The 24243-nt window shown below is 65.5% G+C and carries 17 protein-coding genes; 12 read left to right on the forward strand and 5 right to left on the reverse strand.

Annotated features, from left to right (window positions below; all coding sequences use genetic code 11):
- Nucleotides 1-137: 137 nt before the first annotated feature.
- Both ACIP0B_RS17665 and xthA read right to left on the reverse strand, forming a co-directional pair.
- The gene (locus ACIP0B_RS17665; RefSeq protein WP_400834294.1) at nt 138-1478 is read right to left on the reverse strand and encodes a substrate-binding domain-containing protein; all 1341 of its coding nucleotides are present in this window, start codon (nt 1476-1478) and stop codon (nt 138-140) included.
- 206 nt (nt 1479-1684) lie between these two features.
- Complete coding sequence (gene xthA, locus ACIP0B_RS17670) at nt 1685-2497, reverse strand: exodeoxyribonuclease III (protein ID WP_400834297.1); 813 nt, start codon at nt 2495-2497, stop codon at nt 1685-1687.
- Nucleotides 2498-2695: 198 nt separating this feature from the next.
- On the opposite strand from xthA, the gene ACIP0B_RS17675 reads away from it, so the two are divergent.
- From ACIP0B_RS17675 to ACIP0B_RS17705, 7 genes are all read left to right on the forward strand, one after another.
- Nucleotides 2696-3346 (forward strand): N-acetyltransferase, encoded by a 651-nt coding sequence (locus ACIP0B_RS17675; protein WP_085630571.1) that lies wholly within the window; start codon nt 2696-2698, stop codon nt 3344-3346.
- A 66-nt stretch (nt 3347-3412) separates the two neighbouring features.
- The gene (locus ACIP0B_RS17680) at nt 3413-5140 is read left to right on the forward strand and encodes an autotransporter assembly complex family protein (RefSeq protein ID WP_400834301.1); all 1728 of its coding nucleotides are present in this window, start codon (nt 3413-3415) and stop codon (nt 5138-5140) included.
- Entirely contained in the window at nt 5137-8811 is a 3675-nt protein-coding gene (locus ACIP0B_RS17685) for a translocation/assembly module TamB domain-containing protein (RefSeq protein ID WP_400834304.1), read from the forward strand. The genes ACIP0B_RS17680 and ACIP0B_RS17685 overlap by 4 nt, the downstream gene beginning before the upstream one ends.
- A gap of 261 nt (nt 8812-9072) precedes the next feature.
- Nucleotides 9073-9555, forward strand: coding sequence for a MarR family winged helix-turn-helix transcriptional regulator (locus ACIP0B_RS17690; protein ID WP_400834307.1), 483 nt, complete (start codon nt 9073-9075; stop codon nt 9553-9555).
- Nucleotides 9545-11014, forward strand: a complete 1470-nt coding sequence (locus tag ACIP0B_RS17695; protein WP_400834309.1) for an efflux transporter outer membrane subunit — start codon at nt 9545-9547, stop codon at nt 11012-11014. The genes ACIP0B_RS17690 and ACIP0B_RS17695 overlap by 11 nt, the downstream gene beginning before the upstream one ends.
- A 15-nt stretch (nt 11015-11029) precedes the next feature.
- Nucleotides 11030-12232: an efflux RND transporter periplasmic adaptor subunit gene (locus ACIP0B_RS17700; RefSeq protein ID WP_400834312.1), complete on the forward strand. Its 1203-nt coding sequence runs from the start codon at nt 11030-11032 to the stop codon at nt 12230-12232.
- Nucleotides 12233-12446: 214 nt separating this feature from the next.
- Nucleotides 12447-13976 carry a DHA2 family efflux MFS transporter permease subunit gene (locus ACIP0B_RS17705; protein WP_400834315.1) on the forward strand — a complete coding sequence of 510 codons (1530 nt, stop codon included), beginning with the start codon at nt 12447-12449 and terminating at the stop codon, nt 13974-13976.
- A gap of 141 nt (nt 13977-14117) precedes the next feature.
- On the opposite strand, the gene lpxH is transcribed toward ACIP0B_RS17705, so the two are convergent.
- Both lpxH and ACIP0B_RS17715 read right to left on the reverse strand, forming a co-directional pair.
- A complete protein-coding gene (gene lpxH / locus ACIP0B_RS17710; RefSeq protein ID WP_400834318.1) occupies nt 14118-14870 on the reverse strand; it encodes a UDP-2,3-diacylglucosamine diphosphatase in 753 nt (250 codons plus the stop codon).
- The gene (locus ACIP0B_RS17715) at nt 14867-15373 is read right to left on the reverse strand and encodes a peptidylprolyl isomerase (protein ID WP_217891409.1); all 507 of its coding nucleotides are present in this window, start codon (nt 15371-15373) and stop codon (nt 14867-14869) included. The genes lpxH and ACIP0B_RS17715 overlap by 4 nt, the downstream gene beginning before the upstream one ends.
- A gap of 253 nt (nt 15374-15626) precedes the next feature.
- On the opposite strand from ACIP0B_RS17715, the gene ACIP0B_RS17720 reads away from it, so the two are divergent.
- Complete coding sequence (locus tag ACIP0B_RS17720) at nt 15627-17324, forward strand: glutamine--tRNA ligase/YqeY domain fusion protein (protein ID WP_400834321.1); 1698 nt, start codon at nt 15627-15629, stop codon at nt 17322-17324.
- 18 nt (nt 17325-17342) lie between these two features.
- Nucleotides 17343-18725, forward strand: coding sequence for a cysteine--tRNA ligase (gene cysS / locus ACIP0B_RS17725; RefSeq protein ID WP_217891411.1), 1383 nt, complete (start codon nt 17343-17345; stop codon nt 18723-18725).
- A 328-nt stretch (nt 18726-19053) separates the two neighbouring features.
- On the opposite strand, the gene ACIP0B_RS17730 is transcribed toward cysS, so the two are convergent.
- Nucleotides 19054-20916, reverse strand: a complete 1863-nt coding sequence (locus ACIP0B_RS17730; protein ID WP_400834324.1) for a sigma-54-dependent Fis family transcriptional regulator — start codon at nt 20914-20916, stop codon at nt 19054-19056.
- A gap of 250 nt (nt 20917-21166) precedes the next feature.
- Here ACIP0B_RS17730 and ACIP0B_RS17735 point away from each other — a divergent pair, with 250 nt between their 5' ends.
- The 3 genes from ACIP0B_RS17735 to ACIP0B_RS17745 are packed head-to-tail and all read left to right on the forward strand — an operon-like array spanning nt 21167 to nt 24239.
- Complete coding sequence (locus ACIP0B_RS17735; protein ID WP_085630558.1) at nt 21167-22261, forward strand: ABC transporter ATP-binding protein; 1095 nt, start codon at nt 21167-21169, stop codon at nt 22259-22261.
- Complete coding sequence (locus tag ACIP0B_RS17740; RefSeq protein WP_400834329.1) at nt 22261-23376, forward strand: ABC transporter ATP-binding protein; 1116 nt, start codon at nt 22261-22263, stop codon at nt 23374-23376. The genes ACIP0B_RS17735 and ACIP0B_RS17740 overlap by 1 nt, the downstream gene beginning before the upstream one ends.
- Complete coding sequence (locus ACIP0B_RS17745; RefSeq protein WP_085579755.1) at nt 23373-24239, forward strand: carbohydrate ABC transporter permease; 867 nt, start codon at nt 23373-23375, stop codon at nt 24237-24239. The genes ACIP0B_RS17740 and ACIP0B_RS17745 overlap by 4 nt, the downstream gene beginning before the upstream one ends.
- The last annotated feature ends 4 nt before the right edge of the window (nt 24240-24243 follow it).

Below are 24243 nucleotides of genomic sequence, written 5' to 3' on the forward strand. Positions count from 1 at the left end.
GCCGCCCGGCTGTACGGCCCCCGGGGGCACTTTGTATTTTTCGTTAGCCTATTGTCCGCCCACTGTTTTTGGGGGGGGGGGGGGGGGGGGGGGGGGGTTGGGGGGGGGGGGGGCCCCCCCCCCCCCCCCCACAACGCTCAGTGGACCCACACCTCCACCCGCCGATTCTTGATCCGCCCCTCATCGGCATTGTTGGCCGCCACCGGCATCAGCGCGCCGAACCCCCGCACTTCGCGCAACGTCACCCCGCCTTTCACCAGTTCCCGCCGCACCGCCATCGCCCGCAGCTTCGACAGCAGGTCGGCCCGCGCCGGATCGTCCTTGGCGTCGCCGAAGCCCACCAGGGTCACCGCGCGGTCGGTCTTGCCGTGGCGTTGCAGGTAGTCCAGCACCCGCGCCAGATCCTGGCGGGCCTTGTTGTCCAGGCTGGCGCTGCCTTCTTCGAAACGGAAGTTCACCGTCAGGCGTTGGGCGTGGCGGCTGAGGGATTGATAACCCTCGGGCATCAACGCGTTCGGGGAGACGGCGATGGGATGGATGGTCTGGGCGATGAAGCCGTTGGCCGCCACGATCGCCTGGCCCTGGGGGCTTTGCGCGAACGCCGCCAATGCCTTGGCCCAAGGGTTCTGGCTGACGGGCGGCAAATAGAAGAACAGGCGTCGGGACAGCGGGTAGTCCTCGGTGGCGATCAGGCCCGGCAGCGGCGGCATGGCCTGGGACTGGCCGTCGATGATCGCCACCGCTTTGGCCTGGCGGATGTAAGGCAAGCCGATGAAGCCGATGGCCTGCAGGTCGGCGCTCACCGCGTCGGACAACTGCTCGCTGGACTCGAAACGCTTGGCCGCGCTGCTCAAGGTCTTGCCGCGCCCGCTGAGCACCAGTTCCTTGAAGGTGTCCCAGGTGCCGGACTGATCATCCCGCGCATACAGGTGGATCGGCCCGCCGCTGGCGCCGACGGCTTCCCAGGTCTTAGCCTCGCCGCTGAAGATTCGGGCCAGTTGTTCGGTGTCCAGTTGCCGCACGGGGTTGTCGGGGTGAAGGATGATCGCCAGGCCGTCGATGGCGATCACCTGTTCGGCGGCGGGGCTTTTCAGGTCGCCGAGCGCTTGCAGGGCAACCAGCTCGCTGTCCTTGACCGGGCGCGACGACGCCGCGAGGTCGGCGCCGGCGCTCTTGAGCGCGGTGAAGCCGGTGCTGGAGCCGTGGGCGGCGATCTCCACCACCACGCGCTGGCCTTGGTCGGTCTGGCCGACGATGCGTTGTTCGTTGGCGGTGTCCGGGTCTTCGTGGTGGATCTTGAGCAGGCCTTGCTCCTGCAACAGCCCTTCGACCAGCGCAGGCCCCAGCGCCGCGCCGATGGTGTTGGAGCCCTGGATGCGCAGCGCCGGGCCGTGTTCCGGGATCGGCAAGCCGTCGGCGCAGGCCATCGCCGGCAGCCAGGCGCCCAGCACAAGGATCAACAGAACACGCAGGGTCATGCCGGCACCGTTTGCGGCCAAGGGGATTGCCGGGGAGATTAAGTCAGAACGGTTTCGGAAAAATGACAGCGGTTCCCGCAGGATCTGCGTTCACCGCACAACCTGTGGGAGCGAGCCTGCTCGCGATGGGGCCGTTTCGGTCACCGTTGCGGCGACGGGGTGGACGCTATCGCCACCCGGAGCAGGCCCGCTCCCACAGGTGGGGATCAGCTCAGCTCAAGCCAGATCGGCGCGTGGTCCGACGGTTTTTCCATGCCGCGCAGCTCATAGTCCACGCCCGCCGCCTTCACCCGCGGCAGCAAGGCCTGGGAGGTGAGGATCAGGTCGATGCGCAGCCCGCGCTTGGGTTCGTCCTCGAACCCGCGGCTGCGGTAGTCGAACCAGCTGAAGGTGTCGGCCACGTCCGGGTTCAGGTGCCGGAAACTGTCGGTCAGGCCCCAGTTCTTCAGGCGCGCCATCCATTCGCGTTCCTCCGGCAGGAAGCTGCATTTGCCGGTCTTCAGCCAGCGCTTCATGTTGTCCGGGCCGATGCCGATGTCGCAGTCCTCCGGGGAAATGTTCACGTCGCCCATCACCACCAGCGCCTGATCGTTCTTGAATTCGCTTTCCAGCAGCTGTTGCAGGTCGCTGTAGAAGCGCTGCTTGGCCGGGAACTTGGTCGGGTGGTCGCGGCTTTCGCCCTGGGGGAAGTAGCCGTTCATGATGGTGACCGGCGTGCCGTCGGCATCGGCGAAGGTGCCCCAGATGAAGCGGCGCTGGGCGTCTTCCTCGTCGGTGGCGAAGCCCTTGTGCACGGCGATGGGCGCCTGGCGCGAGAGCAGGGCGACGCCGTAGTGGCCTTTCTGACCGTGGAAATGCACGTGGTAGCCCAGGGCGCGGATCTCTTCCAGCGGGAACTGGTCGTCGTGCACCTTGGTTTCCTGCAGGCCGATGACGTCCGGCTGATGTTTCTCGATCAGCGCCGCCAACTGATGCGGACGGGCGCGCAGTCCGTTGATGTTGAAGGAAACAATCTTCATGGTCGGCAGTCCTGGCAAAAGGGCGATGCTAGCTGACATGTGGGATGGGGGCCAGTGCGGGGTAGGGGGATTCGCGGTGTTCCGTCAGATGTGCGTTGTCCTGGGGTGGTCTATACCTTTTGGGAACTGCGCCGCCACCGGCAGGTTCGTACCAACAAGAGCGCCGCCGCAGCTGCGCCACCGGGGAGAATCACCGCCATGCCTGAAACCTCGACCGCCATCGCCGACATCCACATGCTCGACCGCGGCTATTCCCGCGAGGCGCGGTCGCTGCTGTACCAGGCCTACCGCCACGAACCGACGTTCGCCTACCTGTTCGAGGCCGAGCGTCCGGGCTATGAGCAGCGGGTGCGGGCCACGGTGCGCGAACTGGTCAAGCAGCATTTCGCCCAGGAGCTGCCGGCCATCGGCCTGCTGGTCAACGACCGTCTGATCGGCATCGCCCTGATCGCACCGCCGCAGCGGCGGCTGGGCGTCACCGAGAGCTGGGCCTGGCGCCTGCGCATGGTGCTGAGCACCGGTCTGCGCTGCACCCGGCGCTACCTGGAATACCACGCCGCCGTGGCGGCCTGCGTGCCCGGCGAGGCGGTGCATGTGCTGCCGCTGCTGGGCATTCATCCGCAGTTCCAGGGCAAGCACTTCGGTGAGCAACTGCTGCAGGCGGTGCATAACTGGTGCGCGGTCGATGAGCACTCCCGCGGCGTGGTGCTCGACAGCGGCAACCCGCGCTATCTGGCGTTCTACCAGCGCCAGGGCTATGAGGAGATCGGCGAGGTGGCGGTCGGGCCGGTGCGCGAGCATGTGTTTTTCCACGCCAATCCGCAGGTGTTACATACTGCAACGGCTTGAGGGTCGAACTTTCCGCGCCCCCCGAGGCTCTATCACGCTCCCGAGCTCGTGATAGCATCCGCGCCTATGAAGTTTCCAGGAAGATTTACCGGTGGCGCGCTCCTGCTGTTAACCAGCTGCGCGGCGCTGGCGCAAAGTGAATTGGATGTGCGGGTCAAACCGTCCAACGATGAACTCAAGGCCAATATAGAGGGCTATATCGGCAGCCTCGGCGACCGTGACGAAGAAGCCTTGCTGCGCTTCAGTCGCGGCGCCGAAGAGCAGGCGCGCAAGGCCGCCCAGGCCTTGGGCTATTACCAGCCGCAGATCGACAGCGAAGTGAAGGGCGGCGACAAGCCGCGCCTGGTGCTCAAGGTCGATCCGGGCGAGCCGGTCCGCCTGCGCAACGTCACCGTGCGCATCGACGGCCCGGCCGCTTCGCTCAAAGCGTTCCGCGTACCGAAGAGCGACGTGCTCAAGCCCGGGGCGGTGCTCAACCATGGCCGCTACGAGGACGCCAAGCGGCTGATCCAGAACCAGGCCTCGCGCTACGGTTTCTTCAGCGGCCGCTTCACGAGTCAGAAGCTGTCGGTCGATCCCCGCGCCGGCGTCGCCGATGTCGAGCTGATCTACGACAGCGGCCCGCGCTATGCGCTGGGCCCGGTCAAGTTCGAGGGCGACACGCCGTTCGACGAAGACCTGCTGCAACGCATGGTGCCGTTCAAGGCCGGCGAACCCTACGACTCCGAGCTGATCGCCGAACTCAACCGGGCCCTGCAATCGAGCGGCTATTTCGAAGGCGTGCGCGTCGATGCCGCGCCGACGGCGGCCCAGAACGATGTGATCCCGGTGGAGGTCAAGCTCGACACGCGCAAGCCGCGCACCATGGGGCTGGGCCTGGGCTACTCCACCGACGTCGGCCCGCGGGTCAAGGCCAACTGGACGCGCCATTGGGTCAACCCGCAGGGCGACAGCTACGGCTGGGAGGCCGAACTGTCGGCGCCCCGGCAGAACGTCGGGCTGTTCTACGACATCCCGCTGGACCCGCCTTTGACCGACAAGCTGCGCTGGGCCGGCGGCTATCAATATGAAGACATCGACGGCTCCGACACCCTGAGCAAGCTGCTCACCTTCGGCCCGGAATGGCACAGCAAGCTGCCCAGCGGCTGGCAACGGGTGATCTCGCTGAAATGGCAGCGCGAGGAATACCAGCTCGGCGACGACTCCGGCCTCAGCAACCTGCTGATGCCCGGCATCAGCTATTCGTACCTCAAGAGCGACAACCGCATCGACCCGCACAACGGCTATCGCCTGGCGTTCGAGAGCAAAGTCGCGAAGGAAGGGCTGGGCTCGGACAACAACCTGTTGTACGGCACGGCCCTGGTCAAAGGCCTGACCACCGTGTTCGACAAGCACCGTTTCCTTGGGCGGGTGCAGGTCGGCGGCAGCGCCACCAACGGCTACAAGTCGGTGCCGCCGTCGCTGCGGTTCTTCGCCGGCGGCGACCAGAGCGTGCGCGGCTACGATTACCAGAGCCTGTCCCCGGAAAATGCCGAAGGCGACCGCATCGGCGGCCGCTACATGGTGGCCGGCAGCGTCGAGTACCAATACTCGATCGCCGAAAAGTGGCGGGTGGCGACCTTCGTCGATCAGGGCAACTCGTTCAACAAGCTCGAACTGCCGAATCTCAAGACCGGGGTCGGCATCGGGGTGCGCTGGGTGTCGCCGGTGGGGCCGATCCGCCTCGACCTGGCCCACGCGATGGACGACGACGGCGGCATCCGGCTGCACTTTTCCATGGGGCCTGAGCTGTGAGGCGTGCGTTGAAGATTTCGCTGCTGGCGCCTGGGGCGCTGGCGCTTTTGGTGGTGTCGGGCGCCGGGCTGGTGCTCGGCACCGAGGCCGGCAGCCGCTGGGCCCTGGGCTTCGTGCCGGGCCTGACCGTGGAGAACTTCCAGGGCCGGCTCGGCGGCCAGTGGAGCGCCGATCACCTGCTGTGGCAGCAGGACGGCAACCGGGTCGAGCTGGACCGGCCGGTGTTCGAATGGTCGCCGCTGTGCCTGGCCCGCATGACCCTGTGCATCGAACAGCTCAAGGCCGGGCAGGTCAGCCTGCACTTCGCGCCGAGCGCGGAGCCCAGCGAAAGCGGCCCGATCAAGCTGCCGGATCTGCAATTGCCCGTGGTCATCGAACTGGGCGACGTGCAGGTCGGCAGTCTGCTGCTCGACGGCAACGAACAGCTCAAGGATCTGCAACTGGCCGTGCACTGGACCGCCAAGGGCATGCAGATCGACAACGTGCAATTGCAGCGCGACGACCTGAGCCTGAAGCTGGCCGGCCTGCTGCAGCCGACCGGCGACTGGCCGCTGACCGTCGAAGGCCAGCTGACGCTGCCGGCGCCGGGCACCGAGCCGTGGACGCTGGCGCTGAAGGTCGACGGTGACTTGCTCAAGACCCTCAACCTGCACGCCGACAGCCACGGCTACCTCGACGGCCAGTTGAGCGGCGAACTGCAACCGCTGGCGGAACACCTGCCGGCCAAGGTGCGCATCACCAGCGACGCCTTCAAGCCGAGCGCCGATCTGCCGGACACCCTGCGATTCAACCAACTGCTGCTGACCGGCGAAGGCGACCTGAAAAACGGCTACCGCCTGCAAGGCAGCGCCACGCTGCCCGCCGAACAAGGTCCGGTGGCGCTGGCGCTGCAAGGCCAGGTCGACGCCGACGGCGCGCAGATCGCCGGCCTCGACCTGAACGCCAACGACCAGCAAAGCCTCAAGCTCACCGGCCATGTCGACTGGAGCAAGGGCTTGAGCGCCCAGGCCAATATCGACTGGCGGGACTTCCCGTGGCATCGGCTCTATCCGGAGATCGACGAGCCGCAAGTCGCCTTGCGCACCTTCACCGGCGAGGTCTCCTACACCGACGGCCAGTACCTCGGCAATTTCGCCGCCGCCCTGGACGGCCCGGCGGGGGCGTTCAGCCTGAGCAGCCCGTTCAGCGGCAACCTCAAGCAAGTCTTCCTGCCGCAGTTCAAGCTGGAGGCCGGGCAAGGCAAGGCCGAAGGCCATGTGAACGTGCAGTTCGCCGACGGCATCGCCTGGGACACCGCGCTGGAACTGTCGGCGCTGAACCCGGCGTACTGGCTGGCGGAGCTGCCGGGCACCCTGGCCGGGCCGCTGAAAAGCAAAGGCGAGATGAAAGGCGAACGCCTGAGCCTCAACGCCGACCTCGACCTCAAGGGCAAGCTGCGCGGCCAGCCGGCGGTGCTGCAAGCCAAGGCCGACGGCGCGGGCGAGCAATGGAACCTCAACGCCCTGCAGATCCGCCTCGGCGACAACAGCATCAGCGGCAAGGGCAGCCTGCAGCAGACGCTCACCGGGCAGATCGACATCAAGCTGCAACGCCTGGCCCAGCTCTGGCCGCAACTGCGCGGGCAGGTCAACGGCCGGGTCGATGTGGCCGGCACGCTCAAGGCGCCGCAGGGCAAGCTGGGCCTGCAAGGCTCGCAACTGGCGTTCCAGGACAACCGCCTGCAAAGCCTCAACCTCGACGCGACCCTCGACGCTGCGCAGCGGGCGAAGATCGACCTCAAGGGCAGCGGCATTCAGGCCGGCGACACCTCGCTGGGCACACTGACCGTCAGCGGCCAGGGCGACATCCGCCAGCAGAAGCTCAACCTCGACCTGCTCGGGCCGAAGCTCAAACTGGCCCTGGGCCTGGACGGCAACCTGGACAAGGGCAACTGGCGCGGGCGCCTGGCCAGCGGCGACATCCAGGCCGGCGGCCAGGACTGGAAGCTGCAAGGGCCGGCGAAGCTCGAACGCCTGGCCGACGGCAAAATCAACTTCGGCGCCCATTGCTGGATGTCCGGCAACGCCAGCCTGTGCGGCGAAGACCAGCGGCTGATGCCCGACCCGAAACTGCGCTACCACCTCAAGCAATTCCCGATCGAAAGCCTGGCCCCGTGGCTGCCCAAGGACTTCGCCTGGCAGGGCCGGCTCAACGCCGACCTGCAACTGGACCTGCCGGCCAGCGGCCCCAACGGCCTGATCAGCGTCGACGCCAGCGGCGGCACCTTGCGCGTGCGTGAAAAGGACCAGTGGCTGGACTTCCCGTACCAGACCCTGCGCCTGTCCAGCAAACTCACGCCCAAACGCATCGACACCGACCTCAACTTCGTCGGCGGCAAGCTCGGCGAACTGATGGTGCAGGCCCAGCTCAACCCGCTGCCGAAGAACAAGCCCTTGAGCGGCTCGTTCCGCCTGACCGGGCTGGACCTGTCGGTGGCGCGGCCGTTCGTGCCGATGGTCGAGAAACTCACCGGGCGCCTGAACGGCAGCGGCACGCTGTCCGGCGGCCTATTGGCACCGCAGGTCAACGGCACCGTGCAGTTGAGCGACGGTGAGGTCTCCGGGCCGGAACTGCCGATGGAGTTGCAGGCCCTGCAACTGCAAGCGGTGATCGCCGGGGAAAGCGTGCAACTGAACGGCGGCTGGAAAAGCGGCAAGGCCGGGCAGGGCAGCCTGAACGGCAACGTCGCCTGGGGCCAGGCGCTGGCGGTCGACCTGGCGCTCAAGGGCACGCAGTTGCCGGTCACGGTCGAGCCTTACGCCAAGCTTGAAGTGGCGCCGGACCTGAAGATTTCCATGGCCGGCGACGAACTGGCCATCGCCGGCAAGGTGCTGGTGCCCAAGGGCGAAATCACCGTGCGCGAATTGCCTCCATCGACCGTGAAAGTCTCCGATGACACGGTCATCGTCGGCCAACAGACCGAGGAGGGCAAAACGCCGCTGGCCATGAGGATGGACATCGACGTGATCGTCGGCCAGGACAAGCTCAGTTTCGCCGGGTTCGGCCTCACCGCCAACCTGCAAGGCCAGGTGCACATCGGCGACAACCTCGACACCCGCGGCGAGCTGTGGCTCAACGACGGCCGCTACCGCGCCTACGGCCAGCGCCTCAACGTGCGCCGGGCGCGGCTGCTGTTCGCAGGCCCCATCGACCAGCCGTACCTGGACATCGAAGCGATCCGCCAGACCGACGACGTGATCGCCGGCATCCGCCTGAGCGGCAGCGCCGAGCAGCCGACCACGCAGATCTTCTCGGAACCGGCGATGAGCCAGGAACAGGCGCTGTCCTACCTGGTGCTGGGCCGTCCGCTGAGCAGCAACGGCGAGGACAACAACATGCTCGCCCAGGCGGCGCTGGGGCTGGGGCTGATGGGCAGCTCCGGGGTCACCAGCGGGCTGGCCAAGGACCTGGGGATCCAGGATTTCCAGCTCGACACCCAGGGCAGCGGCAACACCACCAGCGTGGTGGCCAGCGGCAACATTTCCGAGAAGCTCAGCCTGCGCTACGGCGTGGGGGTGTTCGAGCCGGCCAGCACCATCGCCTTGCGCTACAAGCTGAGCAAGAAGGTCTACCTCGAAGCCGCCAGCGGCGTGGCCAGTTCGCTGGACATCTTCTACAAGCGGGATTTCTAGGCCGCTCACTCCGAAACCGAGTCGTTCCCATCGCGGGCAAGCCCGCTCCCACAGGTTCCTGGGTCGTATACACAATTTGTGCACGACGCCGAACCCTGTGGGAGCGGGCTTGCCCGCGATGGCGTCCGCCTGTGCGCAACAAAAGACCCAGTCCAACAGTCAACTAATAACAAAGCAACCTAACGATTGCGTTGACATTCGCTGCCTAAGCAGTAATATCTCGTCACACATTCACTGCCTAGGCAGTTATTAGGTGCGCAAATGAAGCATTTCACCCCCGACGAATTCAAGAACTGCCATCTGGGCCTGCTGCTGGGCCGTGCCGCGTTGCTCAAGGACCGGATCATCGACACCCACATGGAGCCGCACGGCATCACCGCCGCGCAGTTCAAGGTGCTGATCATCGCGGCCCAGTACGGCGTCGATACGCCGGCCGAGCTGTGCCGGCACCTGTCGCTGGACAGCGGTTCGATGACCCGCATGCTCGACCGTCTGGAGCAGAAAGGCTTCCTGATCCGCCAGCGCAGCGAAGACGACCGCCGTCAGGTGCGGCTGAAGCTGACGGAGCAGGGCCAGCAACTGGCCGACCTCCTGCCGCAGATCGGTGCCGACGCCATGAACGAACTGGCCGGGGCGATCACGCCGGACGAGCTGGTGACCCTGCAATACATCCTCAAGAAAATTCTGCTGGCCGCCGGCGACTCGATCACCGTGCTGCGCCTGGGTGAGAAAAATGAGCGGTAAGACCTTGCGCAGCGGCGTGACGCTGCTGCTGTCGGCGATGATCCTCGCCGGCTGCGCCAACTACAGCGGCCTCGAAACCGAAGGCGTGCGCCTCGACGCCAAAAGCCTGAAGGCCGGGCAGTCCCTCGACGGCGTGACCCTGTCGTCCGCCGCCTGGCCGAAAAGCGACTGGTGGACCAGCCTCGGCGATCCGCAACTCGACGGCCTGATCCGCGAGGCCCTGCGCGACAGCCCGGACATGCAGATCGCCGAAGCCCGCGCCCACCAGGCCAACGCCGCTGCCTCCGCCGCCGACGCCGAACGCTACCCGACCCTCGACGCCAGCGCCGGCATCAGCCGTTCGCGCCTGGCCCGTGACCAGGATCCGCGGGGGCAGGGCGGGGCGTACTCCACCGTGCGCAACCTCAGCGCCGGCTTCAACTACAACTTCGACCTGTGGGGCGGCCAGCGCGATGCGTGGGAAGCGGCCCTGGGCCAGGCCCGCGCCGCCGAAGTCGACCGCCAGGCCGCGCAACTGACCTTGGCCGCCGACGTGGCCCGTGCCTACAGCGACCTGGGCCAGGCGCACATCGTCCATGACCTGGCCAGCGAAGACCTCAAGCGCACCCGGCAGATGCTCGACCTGAGCGAGCGGCGCCTGCGTTCCGGCATCGACAGCCAATACCAGCTGCAGCAGACCCAAAGCCTGGAGGCCAGCTCCGAGGCCAGCCTGGTCGACGCGGAAAAACGCCTGAACAGCGCCAAGATCGCCCTGGCCGTGCTGCTCGGCAAAGGCCCGGACCGCGGCAACGAAATCGCCCGGCCAAACGTTCTCAAGGCCAGCGCCGTGGCGCTGCCGTCGGTGCTGCCGGCCGAACTGCTCGGCCGTCGCCCGGACCTGGTGGCCGCCCGCTGGCGCGTGGAAGCCGCGAGCAAGGACATTGCCTCGGCCAAGACCCGCTTCTACCCCAACCTGAACCTGACGGCGGCCGCCGGCGCCGAATCCCTGCTGGGCGACGCGATGTTCGGTTCCGCCAGCCGCTTCTTCAACATCGCGCCGACCCTGTCCGTGCCGATCTTCGACGGCGGACGCCTGCGCGCCAACCTCGACGCCAAGGACGCCGACTACGACCTGGCCGTGGCCCAGTACAACAAAAGCCTGGTGAAAGCATTGGGCGATGTCAGCGACAGCCTCAACCAGTTGCGTGACATCGGCCGGCAGATCGGCGCCCAGCAGCATGCGACCGAGATCGCCCAGGATTCCTACAACACCGTCGTCCAGCGTTACGGTTCCGGCATCGGCAACTACCTGGACGTGCTCAGCATCGAGCAGCAACTGCTGCAGGCCCAGCGTCAGCTGGCCAGCCTCAACGCCGAGCAGATCGACCTGTCGATTCAACTGATGCAAGCGCTGGGCGGCGGCTTCCAGGGTGAACCCCTGACCGCAGCCAACGCCGTTCCAGCCACGCCGCACAACTAATTCAAGGTACTTGCCATGGCCACTGCGCAAAACACTCAAGCTCAAGACAACGCTCAAGACACCGGCAACCCACGCAAGCGCAAAGCGATGCTGGCGGGCCTGGCCGTCGCGGTCGCCGTCGCCTGCGCCGGCGTCTGGGGCTATCACCAGTTCTACGGGCGCTTCAGCGAAAGCACCGACGACGCCTACGTCAACGGCAACGTGGTCGAGATCACGCCGCTGGTGACCGGCACCGTGGTCAGCATCGGCGCCGACGACGGCGACCTGGTGCACGAAGGCCAGGTGCTGGTGAACTTCGACCCGAACGACGCCGAAGTCGGCCTGCAGAGCGCCCAGGCCAAACTGGCCCGCACCGTGCGCCAGGTGCGCGGCCTGTACAGCAACGTCGACGGCATGAAGGCCCAGGTCAACGCCCAGCAGGCCGAAGTGCAGAAGGCCCAGGACAACTTCAGCCGCCGCAAGAACCTCGCCGCCGGCGGGGCGATCTCCCAGGAAGAGCTGTCCCACGCCCGCGACGACCTGACCTCGGCGCAGAACGCCCTGGCCAACGCCAAACAGCAACTCAAGACCACCAGTGCGCTGGTCGATGACACCGTGGTGTCGTCGCATCCGGACGTGATGGCCGCCGCCGCCGAACTGCGTCAGGCCTACCTGAACAATGCGCGCAGCACGCTGATCGCGCCGGTCACCGGTTATGTCGCCAAGCGCACCGTGCAACTGGGCCAGCGGGTGCAGCCGGGCACTGCGCTGATGGCGGTGATCCCGCTGGACCAACTGTGGATCGACGCCAACTTCAAGGAAACCCAGTTGCGTGACATGCGCATCGGCCAGCCGGTGGAGATCGAGTCGGACATCTACGGCAGCGACGTGAAGTACAGCGGCACCGTGGACAGCCTCGGCGCCGGCACCGGCAGCGCGTTCGCCCTGCTGCCGGCGCAGAACGCCACCGGCAACTGGATCAAGATCGTCCAGCGTGTGCCGGTGCGCATCCACATCAACGCCGAAGAGTTGGCCAAGCATCCGCTGCGCGTCGGCCTGTCGACCAACGTCGAGGTCAACCTGCACGACCAGAGCGGTCCGGTGCTGGCCCAGCAGCCGCCGCAGAAGGCGTCGTTCACCACCAGCGTGTATGACCGCCAACTGTCCGAGGCTGACGCGATGATCACCCAGCTGATCCACGACAACAGCGCAGCGGTCAGCAAGACCGCGCAACGCTGACTCCCTCCCTGTGGGGGCCACCTGTGGCGAGGGAGCTTGCTCCCGCTCGGCTGCGAAGCAGTCGCAAGAGTGTTGGGGCCGCTTCGCGCCCCAGCGGGAGCAAGCTCCCTCGCCACAAAAGTGTTGCAACAAAAGTGCTGCCACAAAAGCACTCCCGCAAGGGCGGCTGCGCCTGTGACGGGCGCAGCGACAATCAGGTTTCCAAGGATTCGCGATGAGCAATAACGCCTCTTTTGCGCCGCCCAGCCTGGTGCTCAGCACCATCGGCCTGTCGCTGGCGACCTTCATGCAAGTGCTCGACACCACCATCGCCAACGTGGCGCTGCCGACCATCTCCGGCAACCTCGGCGTGAGTTCGGAGCAGGGCACCTGGGTCATCACCTCGTTTGCCGTGAGCAACGCCATCGCGCTGCCGCTCACCGGCTGGCTGAGCCGGCGTTTCGGCGAGGTGAAGCTGTTCCTGTGGGCGACCATGCTGTTCGTGCTGGCCTCGTTCCTGTGCGGCATTTCCACGTCGATGCCGGAACTGATCGGCTTTCGCGTCCTGCAAGGACTGGTGGCAGGTCCCCTGTACCCGATGACCCAGACCCTGCTGATCGCGGTCTACCCGCCGGCCAGGCGCGGCATGGCCCTGGCGCTGCTGGCGATGGTCACGGTGGTGGCGCCGATCGCCGGCCCCATCCTCGGCGGCTGGATCACCGACAGCTACAGTTGGCCGTGGATCTTCTTCATCAACGTGCCCATCGGGATCTTCGCGGTGATGGTGGTGCGCCAGCAGTTGGCCAAGCGGCCGGTGGTCACCAGCCGTCAGCCGATGGACTACGTGGGGCTGATCTCATTGATCATCGGCGTCGGCGCGTTGCAGGTGATCCTCGACAAGGGCAATGACCTGGACTGGTTCGAGTCGAGCTTCATCATCATCGGCGCGGCGATCTCGGTGGTGGCGCTGGCGGTGTTCGTGATCTGGGAGATGACCGACCGGCACCCGGTGGTCAACCTGCGCCTGTTCTCGCACCGCAACTTCCGCATCGGCACCCTGGTGCTGGTGCTGGGCTACGCCGGGTTCTTCGGCATCAACCTGATCCTGCCGCAGTGGCTGCAGACGCAGATGGGCTACACCGCCACCTGGGCCGGGCTGGCGGTGGCGCCGATCGGGATTTTGCCGGTGGTGCTGTCGCCGTTCGTCGGCAAGTACGCGCACAAGTTCGACCTGCGCCTGCTGGCGGGGCTGGCGTTCCTGGCGATCGGCCTGAGCTGCTTCATGCGCGCCGAGTTCACCAACGAGGTGGACTTCCAGCACGTCGCCCTGGTGCAGCTGTTCATGGGCATCGGCGTGGCGCTGTTCTTCATGCCGACCCTGAGCATCCTGATGTCCGACCTGCCGCCGCACCAGATCGCCGACGGCGCCGGGCTGGCGACGTTCCTGCGCACCCTGGGCGGCAGCTTCGCGGCGTCGCTGACCACCTGGATCTGGATCCGCCGCGCCGACCAGCACCATGCGTACATGAGCGAAAGCATCAGCACCTACGAGCCGGCCACCCGGGAGGCGCTGAACAGCCTGGGCGGAGCGGGCAACCCGGCGTATGCGCAGTTGGATCATGTGCTGACCGGCCAGGCCTACATGCTCTCCACCGTGGATTACTTCACGTTGCTGGGCTGGGGGTTCATGGGGCTGATCCTGATCGTGTGGCTGGCCAAGCCGCCGTTTGCCGCCAAGGCGGGGCCGGAGGCCAGCGGCCACTGAGGTGTGCGCTTTGGCGTCCTTGCGGACGCTATCGCCAGCAGGCTGGCTCCTACATGGGATCTTGTGTTCACCACAGAAACCTGTGGGAGCCAGCCTGCTGGCGATGACGCCGGTTCAGGCGCCGCAGGACAACCGCAAGACTTAAGGCGCGGGAGAGGGCAGCGCCGGCGGCGGGGCGAAGTCGAACGGCGCCAGCGCAAAGCCGCTGTCGTCCACCTGCAACGCCCAGCCCTGGCGGTCCCAATCCCCCAGCACGATCCGCTTGGCCGCCTGGTCGCCCAACTGCAGCTTGTGGATAGCTGGACGGTGGGTGTGGCCGTGGATCAGGGTCTTCACCCCGTGTTCCTGCATGATCCGCGGGATTTCCTCGGGCGTGACGTCGACGATGTCATTGGCCTTCATCCGCGTCTGCGCACGGCTTTCGCTGCGCAGCTTGCGCGCCAGCTTGTGCCGCGTGCCCAGGGGCAGGTGGCGCAGGATGAACAGGGTGACCGGGTTGCGCAGGTAGCGGCGCAGCTTCATGTAGGCTTCGTCGCGGGTGCACAGGCTGTCGCCGTGCATCAGCAGGACGGGTTCACCGTTGAGCGGCACGACACTCGGATCCTTCAGCAGCGTGCAGCCGGCCTCTTTGCAGAAGGCCTGGCCGAGCAGGAAGTCGCGGTTGCCGTGCATCAGAAAGATTGCGGTGCCGCTGTCGCTCAGTTCGCGCAGGGCCCGGCAGATGGAACGCTGGAACGGGGTCATGGCATCGTCGCCGATCCACGCCTCGAAAAAGTCGCCCAGGATGTACAGCGCACTCGCCGAGCGGGCGCGTCCGGCGAGCAAATCCAGAAACGCCCGGGTGATGTCCGGGCGCTCCTCTTCCAGATGCAAGTCTGAAATCAGCAATATCACGCTTCGATGATCTCGGCTTTCTCGATGATCACGTCGTCTTTCGGCACGTCCTGGTGGCCGGCCTTGGAAGTGGTGGATACGCCTTCGATCTTGTCGACCACGTCGGTGCCTTCAACCACTTTGCCGAACACGGCGTAGCCCCAGCCCTGAACGGTCTTGCCGGTGTGGTTCAGGAAACCGTTGTCGGAGGCGTTGATGAAGAACTGCGCCGAAGCCGAATGCGGCTCCATGGTGCGGGCCATGGCGATGGTGTACTTGTCGTTCTTCAGGCCGTTGTCGGCTTCGTTCTGGATGCTCGGGCTTTTGTCTTTCTTTTCCTGCATGCCCGGCTCGAAACCGCCGCCCTGGATCATGAAACCTTTGATGACGCGGTGGAACACGACGTTCTCGTAGTGACCTTTCTTAACGTATTCGATGAAGTTGGCCACGGTGAGCGGGGCCTTTTCAGCGTTCAGTTCGATGACGATGTCACCGTGGTTGGTGGTCAGTTTGACTTGAGTCATGATCGCTACTCTTTATAGGGAATTCGTGGTTGCGGGGCATTCGGCCCCGCAACCGGTTCAGCCTGCTTCGGCCAAGGTGCGCAGTTTAGCGTGACAGGCGCGAATTTCGAGGCTGTTTTTCACCGGCCCGCGATTAAATGCGTTCCTTTTGTGGGGCCTGCTCTGTCAGCCCCTTGACGGCATCGGCTATGATAGCGGCTTTGTTTTGTCTGGCCCCCTCACGGCGGCCGCGCACATGTACGTCAAGGATCCTATGAGCAAGCCCACCGTCGACCCGACCTCGAACGCCAAGACCGGCCCAGCCGTGCCGGTCAATTTCCTGCGCCCGATCATCCAGGCGGATCTGGATTCGGGCAAGCACACGCAGATCGTCACCCGTTTCCCGCCTGAGCCCAACGGCTACCTGCACATCGGCCACGCCAAGTCGATCTGCGTGAACTTCGGCCTGGCCCAGGAGTTCGGCGGCGTCACCCACCTGCGCTTCGACGACACCAACCCGGCCAAGGAAGACCAGGAATACATCGACGCCATCGAAAGCGACGTCAAATGGCTGGGCTTCGAGTGGGCCGGCGAAGTGCGCTACGCCTCGCAGTACTTCGACCAGTTGCACGACTGGGCCGTCGAGCTGATCAAGGCCGGCAAGGCCTACGTTTGCGACCTGACGCCCGAGCAGGCCAAGGAATACCGCGGCAGCCTGACCGAGCCCGGCAAGGACAGCCCGTTCCGCGACCGTTCGGCGGAAGAGAACCTGGACTGGTTCGCCCGCATGCGCGCCGGCGAGTTCCCGGACGGCGCCCGCGTGCTGCGCGCCAAGATCGACATGGCCTCGCCGAACATGAACCTGCGCGACCCGATCCTGTACCGCATCCGCCACGCCCATCACCACCAGACGGGCGACAAGTGGTGCATCTACCCCAACTACGACTTCACCCACGGTCAGTCGGACGCCATCGAAGGCATCACCCACTCGATCTGCACCCTGGAGTTCGAAGGCCACCGTCCGCTGTACGACTGGTTCCTCGACAACCTGTCGGTGCCGGCGCACCCGCGCCAGTATGAGTTCAGCCGCCTGAACCTGAACTACACCATCACCAGCAAGCGCAAGCTCAAGCAACTGGTCGACGAGAAGCACGTCAACGGCTGGGACGATCCGCGCATGTCCACGCTGTCAGGCTTCCGCCGCCGTGGCTACACGCCGAAATCGATCCGCAGCTTCTGCGAAATGATCGGCACCAACCGTTCCGACGGCGTGGTGGACTTCGGCATGCTCGAGTTCAGCATCCGCGACGACCTCGACCAGAGCGCGCCGCGCGCCATGTGCGTGCTGCGTCCGCTGAAGGTGGTGATCACCAATTACCCGGAAGGCCAGGTCGAGAACCTCGAACTGCCGTGCCACCCGAAAGAGGACATGGGCGTGCGCGTCCTGCCGTTCGCCCGGGAAATCTACATCGACCGCGATGACTTCATGGAAGAGCCGCCAAAAGGCTACAAGCGCCTGGAGCCGAACGGTGAAGTGCGCCTGCGCGGCAGCTACGTGATCCGCGCCGACGAGGCGATCAAGGACGCCGACGGCAACATCGTCGAGCTGCGCTGCTCGTACGACCCGGACACCCTGGGCAAGAACCCTGAAGGCCGCAAGGTCAAGGGCGTGATCCACTGGGTGCCGGCGGCCGCCAGCGTCGAGTGCGAAGTGCGCCTGTACGATCGCCTGTTCCGCTCTCCGAACCCGGAGAAGGCCGAGGACGGCGCCAGCTTCCTGGACAACATCAACCCTGACTCCCTGCAGGTCCTCACCGGTTGTCGTGCCGAACCTTCGCTCGGCAACGCACAGCCGGAAGACCGTTTCCAGTTCGAGCGCGAAGGCTACTTCGTCGCAGACATCAAGGACTCGAAACCGGGCGCACCGGTATTCAACCGTACCGTGACCCTGCGCGACTCCTGGGGTCAGTGATTCAGTCAAGGAATTAACGTGCTTACGATCTACAACACGCTCACCAAGAGCAAAGAAGCCTTCAAGCCGCTGGACGGCAACAAGGTGCGCATGTACGTGTGCGGCATGACCGTGTACGACTTCTGCCACCTGGGCCACGGCCGCAGCATGGTCGCGTTCGACCTGGTGACCCGCTGGCTGCGGTTCAGCGGCTACGACCTGACCTACGTGCGCAACATCACCGACATCGACGACAAGATCATCAACCGGGCCAACGAGAACGGCGAGTCGTTCGAAGCGCTGACCGAACGCATGATCGCGGCGATGCACGAGGACGAAGCGCGCCTGAACATCCTCAAGCCGGACATGGAGCCGCGTGCCACCGACCACATCCCGGGCATGCACGCGATGATCCAGACCCTGATCGACAAGGGCTACGCCTACGCGCCGGGCAACGGCGACGTGTACTACCGCGTCGGCAAGTTCATGGGCTACGGCAAGCTGTCGCGCAAGAAGATCGAAGACCTGCGCATCGGTGCGCGGATCGAGGTCGACGAGGCCAAGCAGGATCCGCTGGACTTCGTGCTGTGGAAAGCGGCCAAGCCGGGCGAGCCGAGCTGGGAATCGCCGTGGGGCGCCGGGCGTCCGGGCTGGCACATCGAGTGCTCGGTGATGTCCACCTGCTGCCTGGGCGAGACCTTCGACATCCACGGCGGCGGCAGCGACCTGGAGTTCCCGCACCACGAGAACGAGATCGCCCAGAGCGAGGCGGCCACCGGCAAGACCTACGCCAACGCGTGGATGCACTGCGGCATGATCCGCATCAATGGCGAGAAGATGTCCAAGTCCTTGAACAACTTCTTCACCATCCGCGACGTGCTCGACAAGTACCACCCGGAAGTCGTGCGTTACCTGCTGGTGTCGAGCCACTACCGCAGCGCGATCAACTATTCGGAAGACAACCTCAAGGACGCCAAGGGCGCCCTGGAGCGTTTCTACCATGCGTTGAAAGGCCTGCCGACCGTGGCGCCGGCCGGAGGCGAGGCGTTCGTCGAGCGTTTCACCACCGTGATGAACGACGACTTCGGCACGCCGGAAGCCTGTGCGGTGCTGTTCGAGATGGTGCGCGAGATCAACCGCCTGCGCGAAAGCGACCTCGACGCGGCGGCCGGTCTGGCGGCGCGCCTGAAGGAACTGGCCAGCGTGCTGGGCGTGCTTCAGTTGGAGGCCGACGACTTCCTGCAGGCCGGCGCCGAAGGGCGTGTCGATGCGGCTGAGGTCGAAGCGCTGATCGCTGCGCGCCTGGCGGCACGGGCCGGCAAGGACTGGGCTGAATCCGACCGCATCCGCGACCAGCTCACCGCCATGGGCGTGGTGCTGGAAGACGGCAAGGGCGGCACGACCTGGCGCCTGGCTGACTGATTGCCGTGGCTTGCCCCAAAACAAAACCCGCCTTGTGCGGGTTTTGTTTTTTTGCTGCTTCAGGATCCTGAGGTGACCGGGCTGACGCTATCGCTGGCAAGCCAGCTCCCACAGGATTTGTGGTGTACCTGGATCCTGCAAACACCCGGGCTACCTGTGGGAGCCAGCCTGCTGGCGATGGCGGTGGGTCAGGCAGTGGAGATGTCGGCAGTGCCGGCCTCATCGCTGGCAAGCCACACAGGTCTTACAGGTGTTCACCCGTTTTGCGTACGACCCAATACCCTGTGGGAGCTGGCTTGCCAGCGATGAGGCCCGACCAGCCACCTTGTCATTCCGCCTGGCGCAACCGCTTGTACAGGGTGTTGCGGCTGACCCCCAACCGCCGGGCCAGGTGGGAAATGTTCCCTCCGGCCGCCCGCAATTCCCGGTTCAGCGCCTCGGCATCGTTCAGGTCGATCCCCAGCGGCGCCATCGTCTGCACCGGCTCCATGTCCAGATCGACAAAAAAGTCATCCGGCAAATGTTCGGGTCGCACCGGTTGATCTTCGGCCATGGCCAGCGCCACCTGCATCACGCTGCTGACCTGGCGCAGATTCCCGGGCCACGGATGACGGCCAAACAGTTCCAGCACCTCCTGGCTTAGCCCGGCCCATTGCGTGGGTTCGCGATGCTGTTCCCATAACCGTTTGAAGAGCGCCTCCTTATCGCTGCGTTCGCGTAACGGCGGCAGTTCCAGGGTCAGGCCGCCGATGCGGTAATACAGGTCTTCGCGAAAGCGCCCCAGTTGCACCTGTTCGCGCAACGAGCGGTTGGTGGCGGAGATGATCCGCAAGTCCACCGGGAACAGCTCGCCGCTGCCCACCGGCTGCACGCAACGTTCCTGCAGCACCCGCAGCAGCCGGGCCTGGGTCGGCAGGGGCATGTCGCCGATCTCGTCGAGGAACAGGGTGCCTTTGTCGGCCTTGCGGATCAGGCCGATGCTGCCTTTCTGGTTGGCGCCGGTGAACGCGCCCTTTTCGTAGCCGAACAGTTCGGACTCCACCAGTTCGGCGGGGATCGCTGCGCAGTTGACGGCGATGAACGCCTGTTTGCTGCGGGAACTGGCCTGGTGCAGGGCCTTGACGAAGACTTCCTTGCCGACGCCGGTCTCGCCGTGGATCAGCAGCGGAATGTCCTTCTCCAGCAGGCGTTCGGCCTGGCGCACGGCCTTTTCCACGCGGCTGTCGCCGAAGTGCAGGGTGCCGAGGCTGATCCCCGCAGGCGCAGGCGCAGGCGCAGGCGCAGACACAGGCGCGGGCGCTTTCGGTTCGGTGAACACCCGGGGCTGGACGAGCGTCTGCTTCGGCCGCCTCAGCAGGCACTGGAAGCGGTTGCGCCCCGCGGTCTGCAAGGCGAACGGCAAGCCGTCGGGCTGGTTGATCAGTTCCAGCAGCGACACCTGGAACAGGCTTTCGACGCTCACCCGCGACAGGCGCAGGCCCAGCAGGTTGTCGGCCCGGCGGTTGGCCGACAGCACCTGGCCGCTTTCGTCGAAGATCAGCAGGCCGGCCCACTGGCTGTCGAGGTTGTTCAGCCCGGTGTTGAAGGTCAGCTCGAAGTGCTGGCCGCGGAACAGGTTGAGGATCAGCCGGTTCTCCACGGTCTGGCTCATCATTTTGACCATGCCCAGGGTGTGGGAGGGCGGCAGGTAGCTGTCGCTGGAGACATCCAGCACCGCGATCACCTTGCGCTCGGCGTCGAAGATCGGCGCAGCGGAGCCGGTCATGAAGCGGTTGGCCTTGAGGAAATGCTCGTCGTGCTCGATGTGCACCGCCTGCTCGCAGGCCAGGGCGGTGCCGATGGCGTTGGTGCCGCTGGAGCGCTCCATCCAGCTGGCGCCGGCCTGGAAACCCCGGGCCAGGTTCGGCTCGATGAAACGCTGGGTGCCCCAGGACGTCAGCACCTGGCCCTGGTTGTCGGCGAGCATGATCAGGCAGTTGGAGTTGCTCAGGATGTTCTCGTAGTAGGGCAGCACTTCCTGGTGGGTGGTCTGCACCAGCGAGTGATGGCTGTCGAGCAGGCGGGCGATGCCGGCGGCGGGCAACTGGTCGAACGCCGGGACGCTCTGATGGCTCAGGCCGTAGGCGCGGCAGCGGGACCAGGAGGTCTGGACGATGGCGTCATGGGACAGCGGCGGGACGGGTGCGGCCATGGCGGTCAGCCTCCGGATGCTGCGTTCTTATTGTTGTTATGAGGCCCACGGGACTGGGCGAAAGCCTCGGTAGAGTGTTGTTCACATGTGTTCATTGTCAATCGCCGAGCTGTTCAAATGTGTTCAGCAATGAACAGGGTTTGTCGGCGGTTTCGGCGATTTTCGCGACAAATCAACGGCTTGGGATTTCTGGCACGAATGTCGCTCTACTGCACACGCCACAGGACTCCAACAATAAAAAGGCCGAGCCATGTCACTCACCCTGGAGCACGTCAGCCGCACCGTCGAGGGCCAGACCTGGATCGACGATGCCTGCCTGACCTTCGAACCCGGATCCTTCAACGTTCTGCTGGGGCGCACGCTGTCCGGCAAGACCAGCCTGATGCGCCTGATGGCCGGGCTGGACAAGCCCGACAGCGGCCGCATCCTGATGAACGGCGTCGATGTCACCCAGCGTCCGGTGCGGTTGCGCAACGTGTCGATGGTCTATCAGCAGTTCATCAATTACCCGACCATGACGGTGTTCGAGAACATCGCCTCGCCGCTGCGCCAGGCCGGCATCGCCGACGACGTGATCCAGGGCAAGGTGCTGGAGACGGCGAAGATGCTGCGCATCGAGAAGTTCCTCAAGCGCCATCCGCTGGAGCTGTCCGGCGGCCAGCAGCAGCGCACGGCCATGGCCCGGGCGCTGGTCAAGGACGCCGAGCTGATCCTGTTCGACGAACCCCTGGTCAACCTCGACTACAAGCTGCGCGAGGAGCTGCGCCAGGAAATGCGCGAGCTGTTCAAGGCCCGCCACACCATCGCCGTCTACGCCACCACCGAACCCAACGAGGCGCTGGCCCTGGGCGGCACGACCACCATCCTTCACGAGGGCCGGGTGATCCAGAGCGGCGTCTCGACCGAGGTCTACCAGCAGCCGAAGACCGTGCTGGCCGCCGAGCTGTTCTCCGAGCCGCCGATCAACCTGATGCCGGGCCGGATCGCCGGCAACGAGGTGAGCTTCGCCAACTTCGTGCACTTTCCGCTGAACGTCGACCTGCGCCCGGTGGGCGAGGGCGAGTTCCGCTTCGGCGTGCGGCCCAGCCACATTTCGCTGGTGCCGAGCAACGATGACGACCTGGAGCTGGCGGTCACCGTCGAAGTGGCGGAGATCAGCGGCTCGGAAACCTTCCTGCACGTGCGCAACGAGCATTTCCTGCTGGTGCTGCACCTGCCCGGCGTCCACGAGTACGACGTGGATGCGCCGATCCGCATCTACATCCCCACCCATAAACTGTTCGTGTTCGATGCGCAGGGCCGTCTGGTGCAGGCACCGGGCCGGCGCGTCGCGAGGGTCGCCTGATGGCCGAGATCCGCTTGCAGCACCTGGCCCACAGCTACACCCGTACCCCGGCGGGGCCTGAGGACTACGCGATCCGCGAGATGGACCATGTCTGGGAGCAGGGCGGCGCCTACGCCTTGCTCGGCCCGTCGGGCTGCGGCAAGTCCACCTTGCTCAACATCATTTCCGGCCTGCTCAGCCCGTCCCAGGGCCATGTGCTGTTCGACGGCAAAGCAGTCAACGACCTGTCGCCGGAGCAGCGCAACATCGCCCAGGTGTTCCAGTTCCCGGTGGTCTACGACACCATGACGGTGTTCGACAACCTGGCGTTCCCGCTGCGCAACCAGGGGTTGGCCGAGGCGAAGGTGCACAGCAAGGTGCAGGAGATCGCCGACGTCCTCGACCTGCAGAACCTGCTGAACAAGAAGGCCCGCAACCTCACCGCCGACGAAAAGCAGAAAGTCTCCATGGGCCGGGGGCTGGTGCGCGACGATGTCTCGGCGATCCTGTTCGACGAGCCGCTGACGGTGATCGATCCGCACCTGAAATGGAAACTGCGGCGCAAGCTCAAGCAGATCCACGAGCAGTTCAACATCACCATGGTCTACGTCACCCACGATCAGCTGGAGGCCTCGACCTTCGCCGACAAGATCGCGGTGATGTACGGCGGCCAGATCGTCCAGTTCGGCACGCCGCGGGAACTGTTCGAGCGGCCGAGCCACACCTTCGTCGGCTACTTCATCGGCAGCCCGGGGATGAACCTGATCGACGTGCAGCCGCAGCCCGGCGGGGTGGGGTTCGCCTCGACCCACCTGCCGTTGTCCGAGGCCTTGCAGCGCCACATCGAGCACGGCCAGTGGAAGAACCTCAAGGTCGGCATCCGCCCCGAGTTCGTCCATGTGTGGGACGAGCCGTTCGAGGACGCCCTGCAGGCCAAGGTCGTGCACGTCGAAGACCTCGGCACCTACAAGATCCTCACCCTCAACCTCGACGGCGTGCCGCTCAAGGTGCGCCTGGCCGAAGACAAGCCGGTGCCCCAGGGCACCGCGCACATCAGTTTTCCGGCCCAGTGGCTGATGGTGTACGCCGACGAGTTCCTGCTCGACACCACCGACGACAGCGAGGTGCTGCCATGAACAAGGTGCAGAACAACAAGGCCTGGTGGCTGGTGCTGCCGGTGTTCCTGCTGGTGGCGTTCAGCGCCGTGATCCCGATGATGACGGTGGTCAACTATTCGGTGCAGGACATCTTCGACCAGTCCAGCCGCTACTTCGTCGGCGCCGACTGGTATCGGCAGGTGCTGCTCGACCCGCGCCTGCACGACTCGCTGCTGCGCCAGTTCATCTATTCGGCCTGTGTGCTGGTGATCGAGATCCCGCTGGGCATCGCCATCGCCCTGACCATGCCGACCAAGGGCCGCTGGTCGTCGGTGGTGCTGATCGTGCTGGCGATCCCGCTGCTGATCCCGTGGAACGTGGTGGGCACCATCTGGCAGATCTTCGGCCGCGCCGACATCGGCCTGCTCGGGGCGGGCCTCAATGCCGTGGGCATCAGCTACAACTATGCGGCCAACACCATGGACGCCTGGGTCACGGTGCTGGTGATGGACGTGTGGCACTGGACGTCGCTGGTGGCGCTGCTGTGCTTCTCCGGGCTGCGGGCGATCCCCGACGTGTATTACCAGGCGGCGCGGATCGACCGGGCCTCGGCCTGGGCGGTGTTCCGCCACATTCAGTTGCCCAAGCTGAAAAGCGTGCTGCTGATCGCGGTGATGCTGCGCTTCATGGACAGTTTCATGATCTACACCGAGCCGTTCGTGCTCACCGGCGGCGGGCCGGGCAACGCCACGACGTTCCTGAGCCAGACGCTGACCCAAATGGCCGTGGGCCAATTCGATCTGGGGCCGGCGGCGGCGTTTTCGCTGGTGTACTTCCTGATCATCCTGCTGGTGTCCTGGCTGTTCTACACCGCCATGACCCACAACGACGCCAACCGCTGAGGCC

The organism is Pseudomonas sp. NPDC089534, assembly GCF_044749305.1.
GTDB classification, from domain to species: domain Bacteria; phylum Pseudomonadota; class Gammaproteobacteria; order Pseudomonadales; family Pseudomonadaceae; genus Aquipseudomonas; species Aquipseudomonas ekonensis.

Bases quoted from the DNA above. Each gene is read 5' to 3' on its own strand.
- ACIP0B_RS17730 (WP_400834324.1), bottom strand. From the start codon at position 20,916: ATGGCCGCACCCGTCCCGCCGCTGTCCCATGACGCCATCGTCCAGACC.
- ACIP0B_RS17715 (WP_217891409.1), bottom strand. From the start codon at position 15,373: ATGACTCAAGTCAAACTGACCACCAACCACGGTGACATCGTCATCGAA.
- ACIP0B_RS17740 (WP_400834329.1), top strand. From the start codon at position 22,261: ATGGCCGAGATCCGCTTGCAGCACCTGGCCCACAGCTACACCCGTACC.
- xthA (WP_400834297.1), bottom strand. From the start codon at position 2,497: ATGAAGATTGTTTCCTTCAACATCAACGGACTGCGCGCCCGTCCGCAT.
- ACIP0B_RS17695 (WP_400834309.1), top strand. From the start codon at position 9,545: ATGAGCGGTAAGACCTTGCGCAGCGGCGTGACGCTGCTGCTGTCGGCG.
- ACIP0B_RS17745 (WP_085579755.1), top strand. From the start codon at position 23,373: ATGAACAAGGTGCAGAACAACAAGGCCTGGTGGCTGGTGCTGCCGGTG.
- ACIP0B_RS17705 (WP_400834315.1), top strand. From the start codon at position 12,447: ATGAGCAATAACGCCTCTTTTGCGCCGCCCAGCCTGGTGCTCAGCACC.
- ACIP0B_RS17735 (WP_085630558.1), top strand. From the start codon at position 21,167: ATGTCACTCACCCTGGAGCACGTCAGCCGCACCGTCGAGGGCCAGACC.
- ACIP0B_RS17665 (WP_400834294.1), bottom strand. From the start codon at position 1,478: ATGACCCTGCGTGTTCTGTTGATCCTTGTGCTGGGCGCCTGGCTGCCG.
- ACIP0B_RS17690 (WP_400834307.1), top strand. From the start codon at position 9,073: ATGAAGCATTTCACCCCCGACGAATTCAAGAACTGCCATCTGGGCCTG.
- ACIP0B_RS17700 (WP_400834312.1), top strand. From the start codon at position 11,030: ATGGCCACTGCGCAAAACACTCAAGCTCAAGACAACGCTCAAGACACC.
- ACIP0B_RS17720 (WP_400834321.1), top strand. From the start codon at position 15,627: ATGAGCAAGCCCACCGTCGACCCGACCTCGAACGCCAAGACCGGCCCA.
- ACIP0B_RS17675 (WP_085630571.1), top strand. From the start codon at position 2,696: ATGCCTGAAACCTCGACCGCCATCGCCGACATCCACATGCTCGACCGC.
- ACIP0B_RS17680 (WP_400834301.1), top strand. From the start codon at position 3,413: ATGAAGTTTCCAGGAAGATTTACCGGTGGCGCGCTCCTGCTGTTAACC.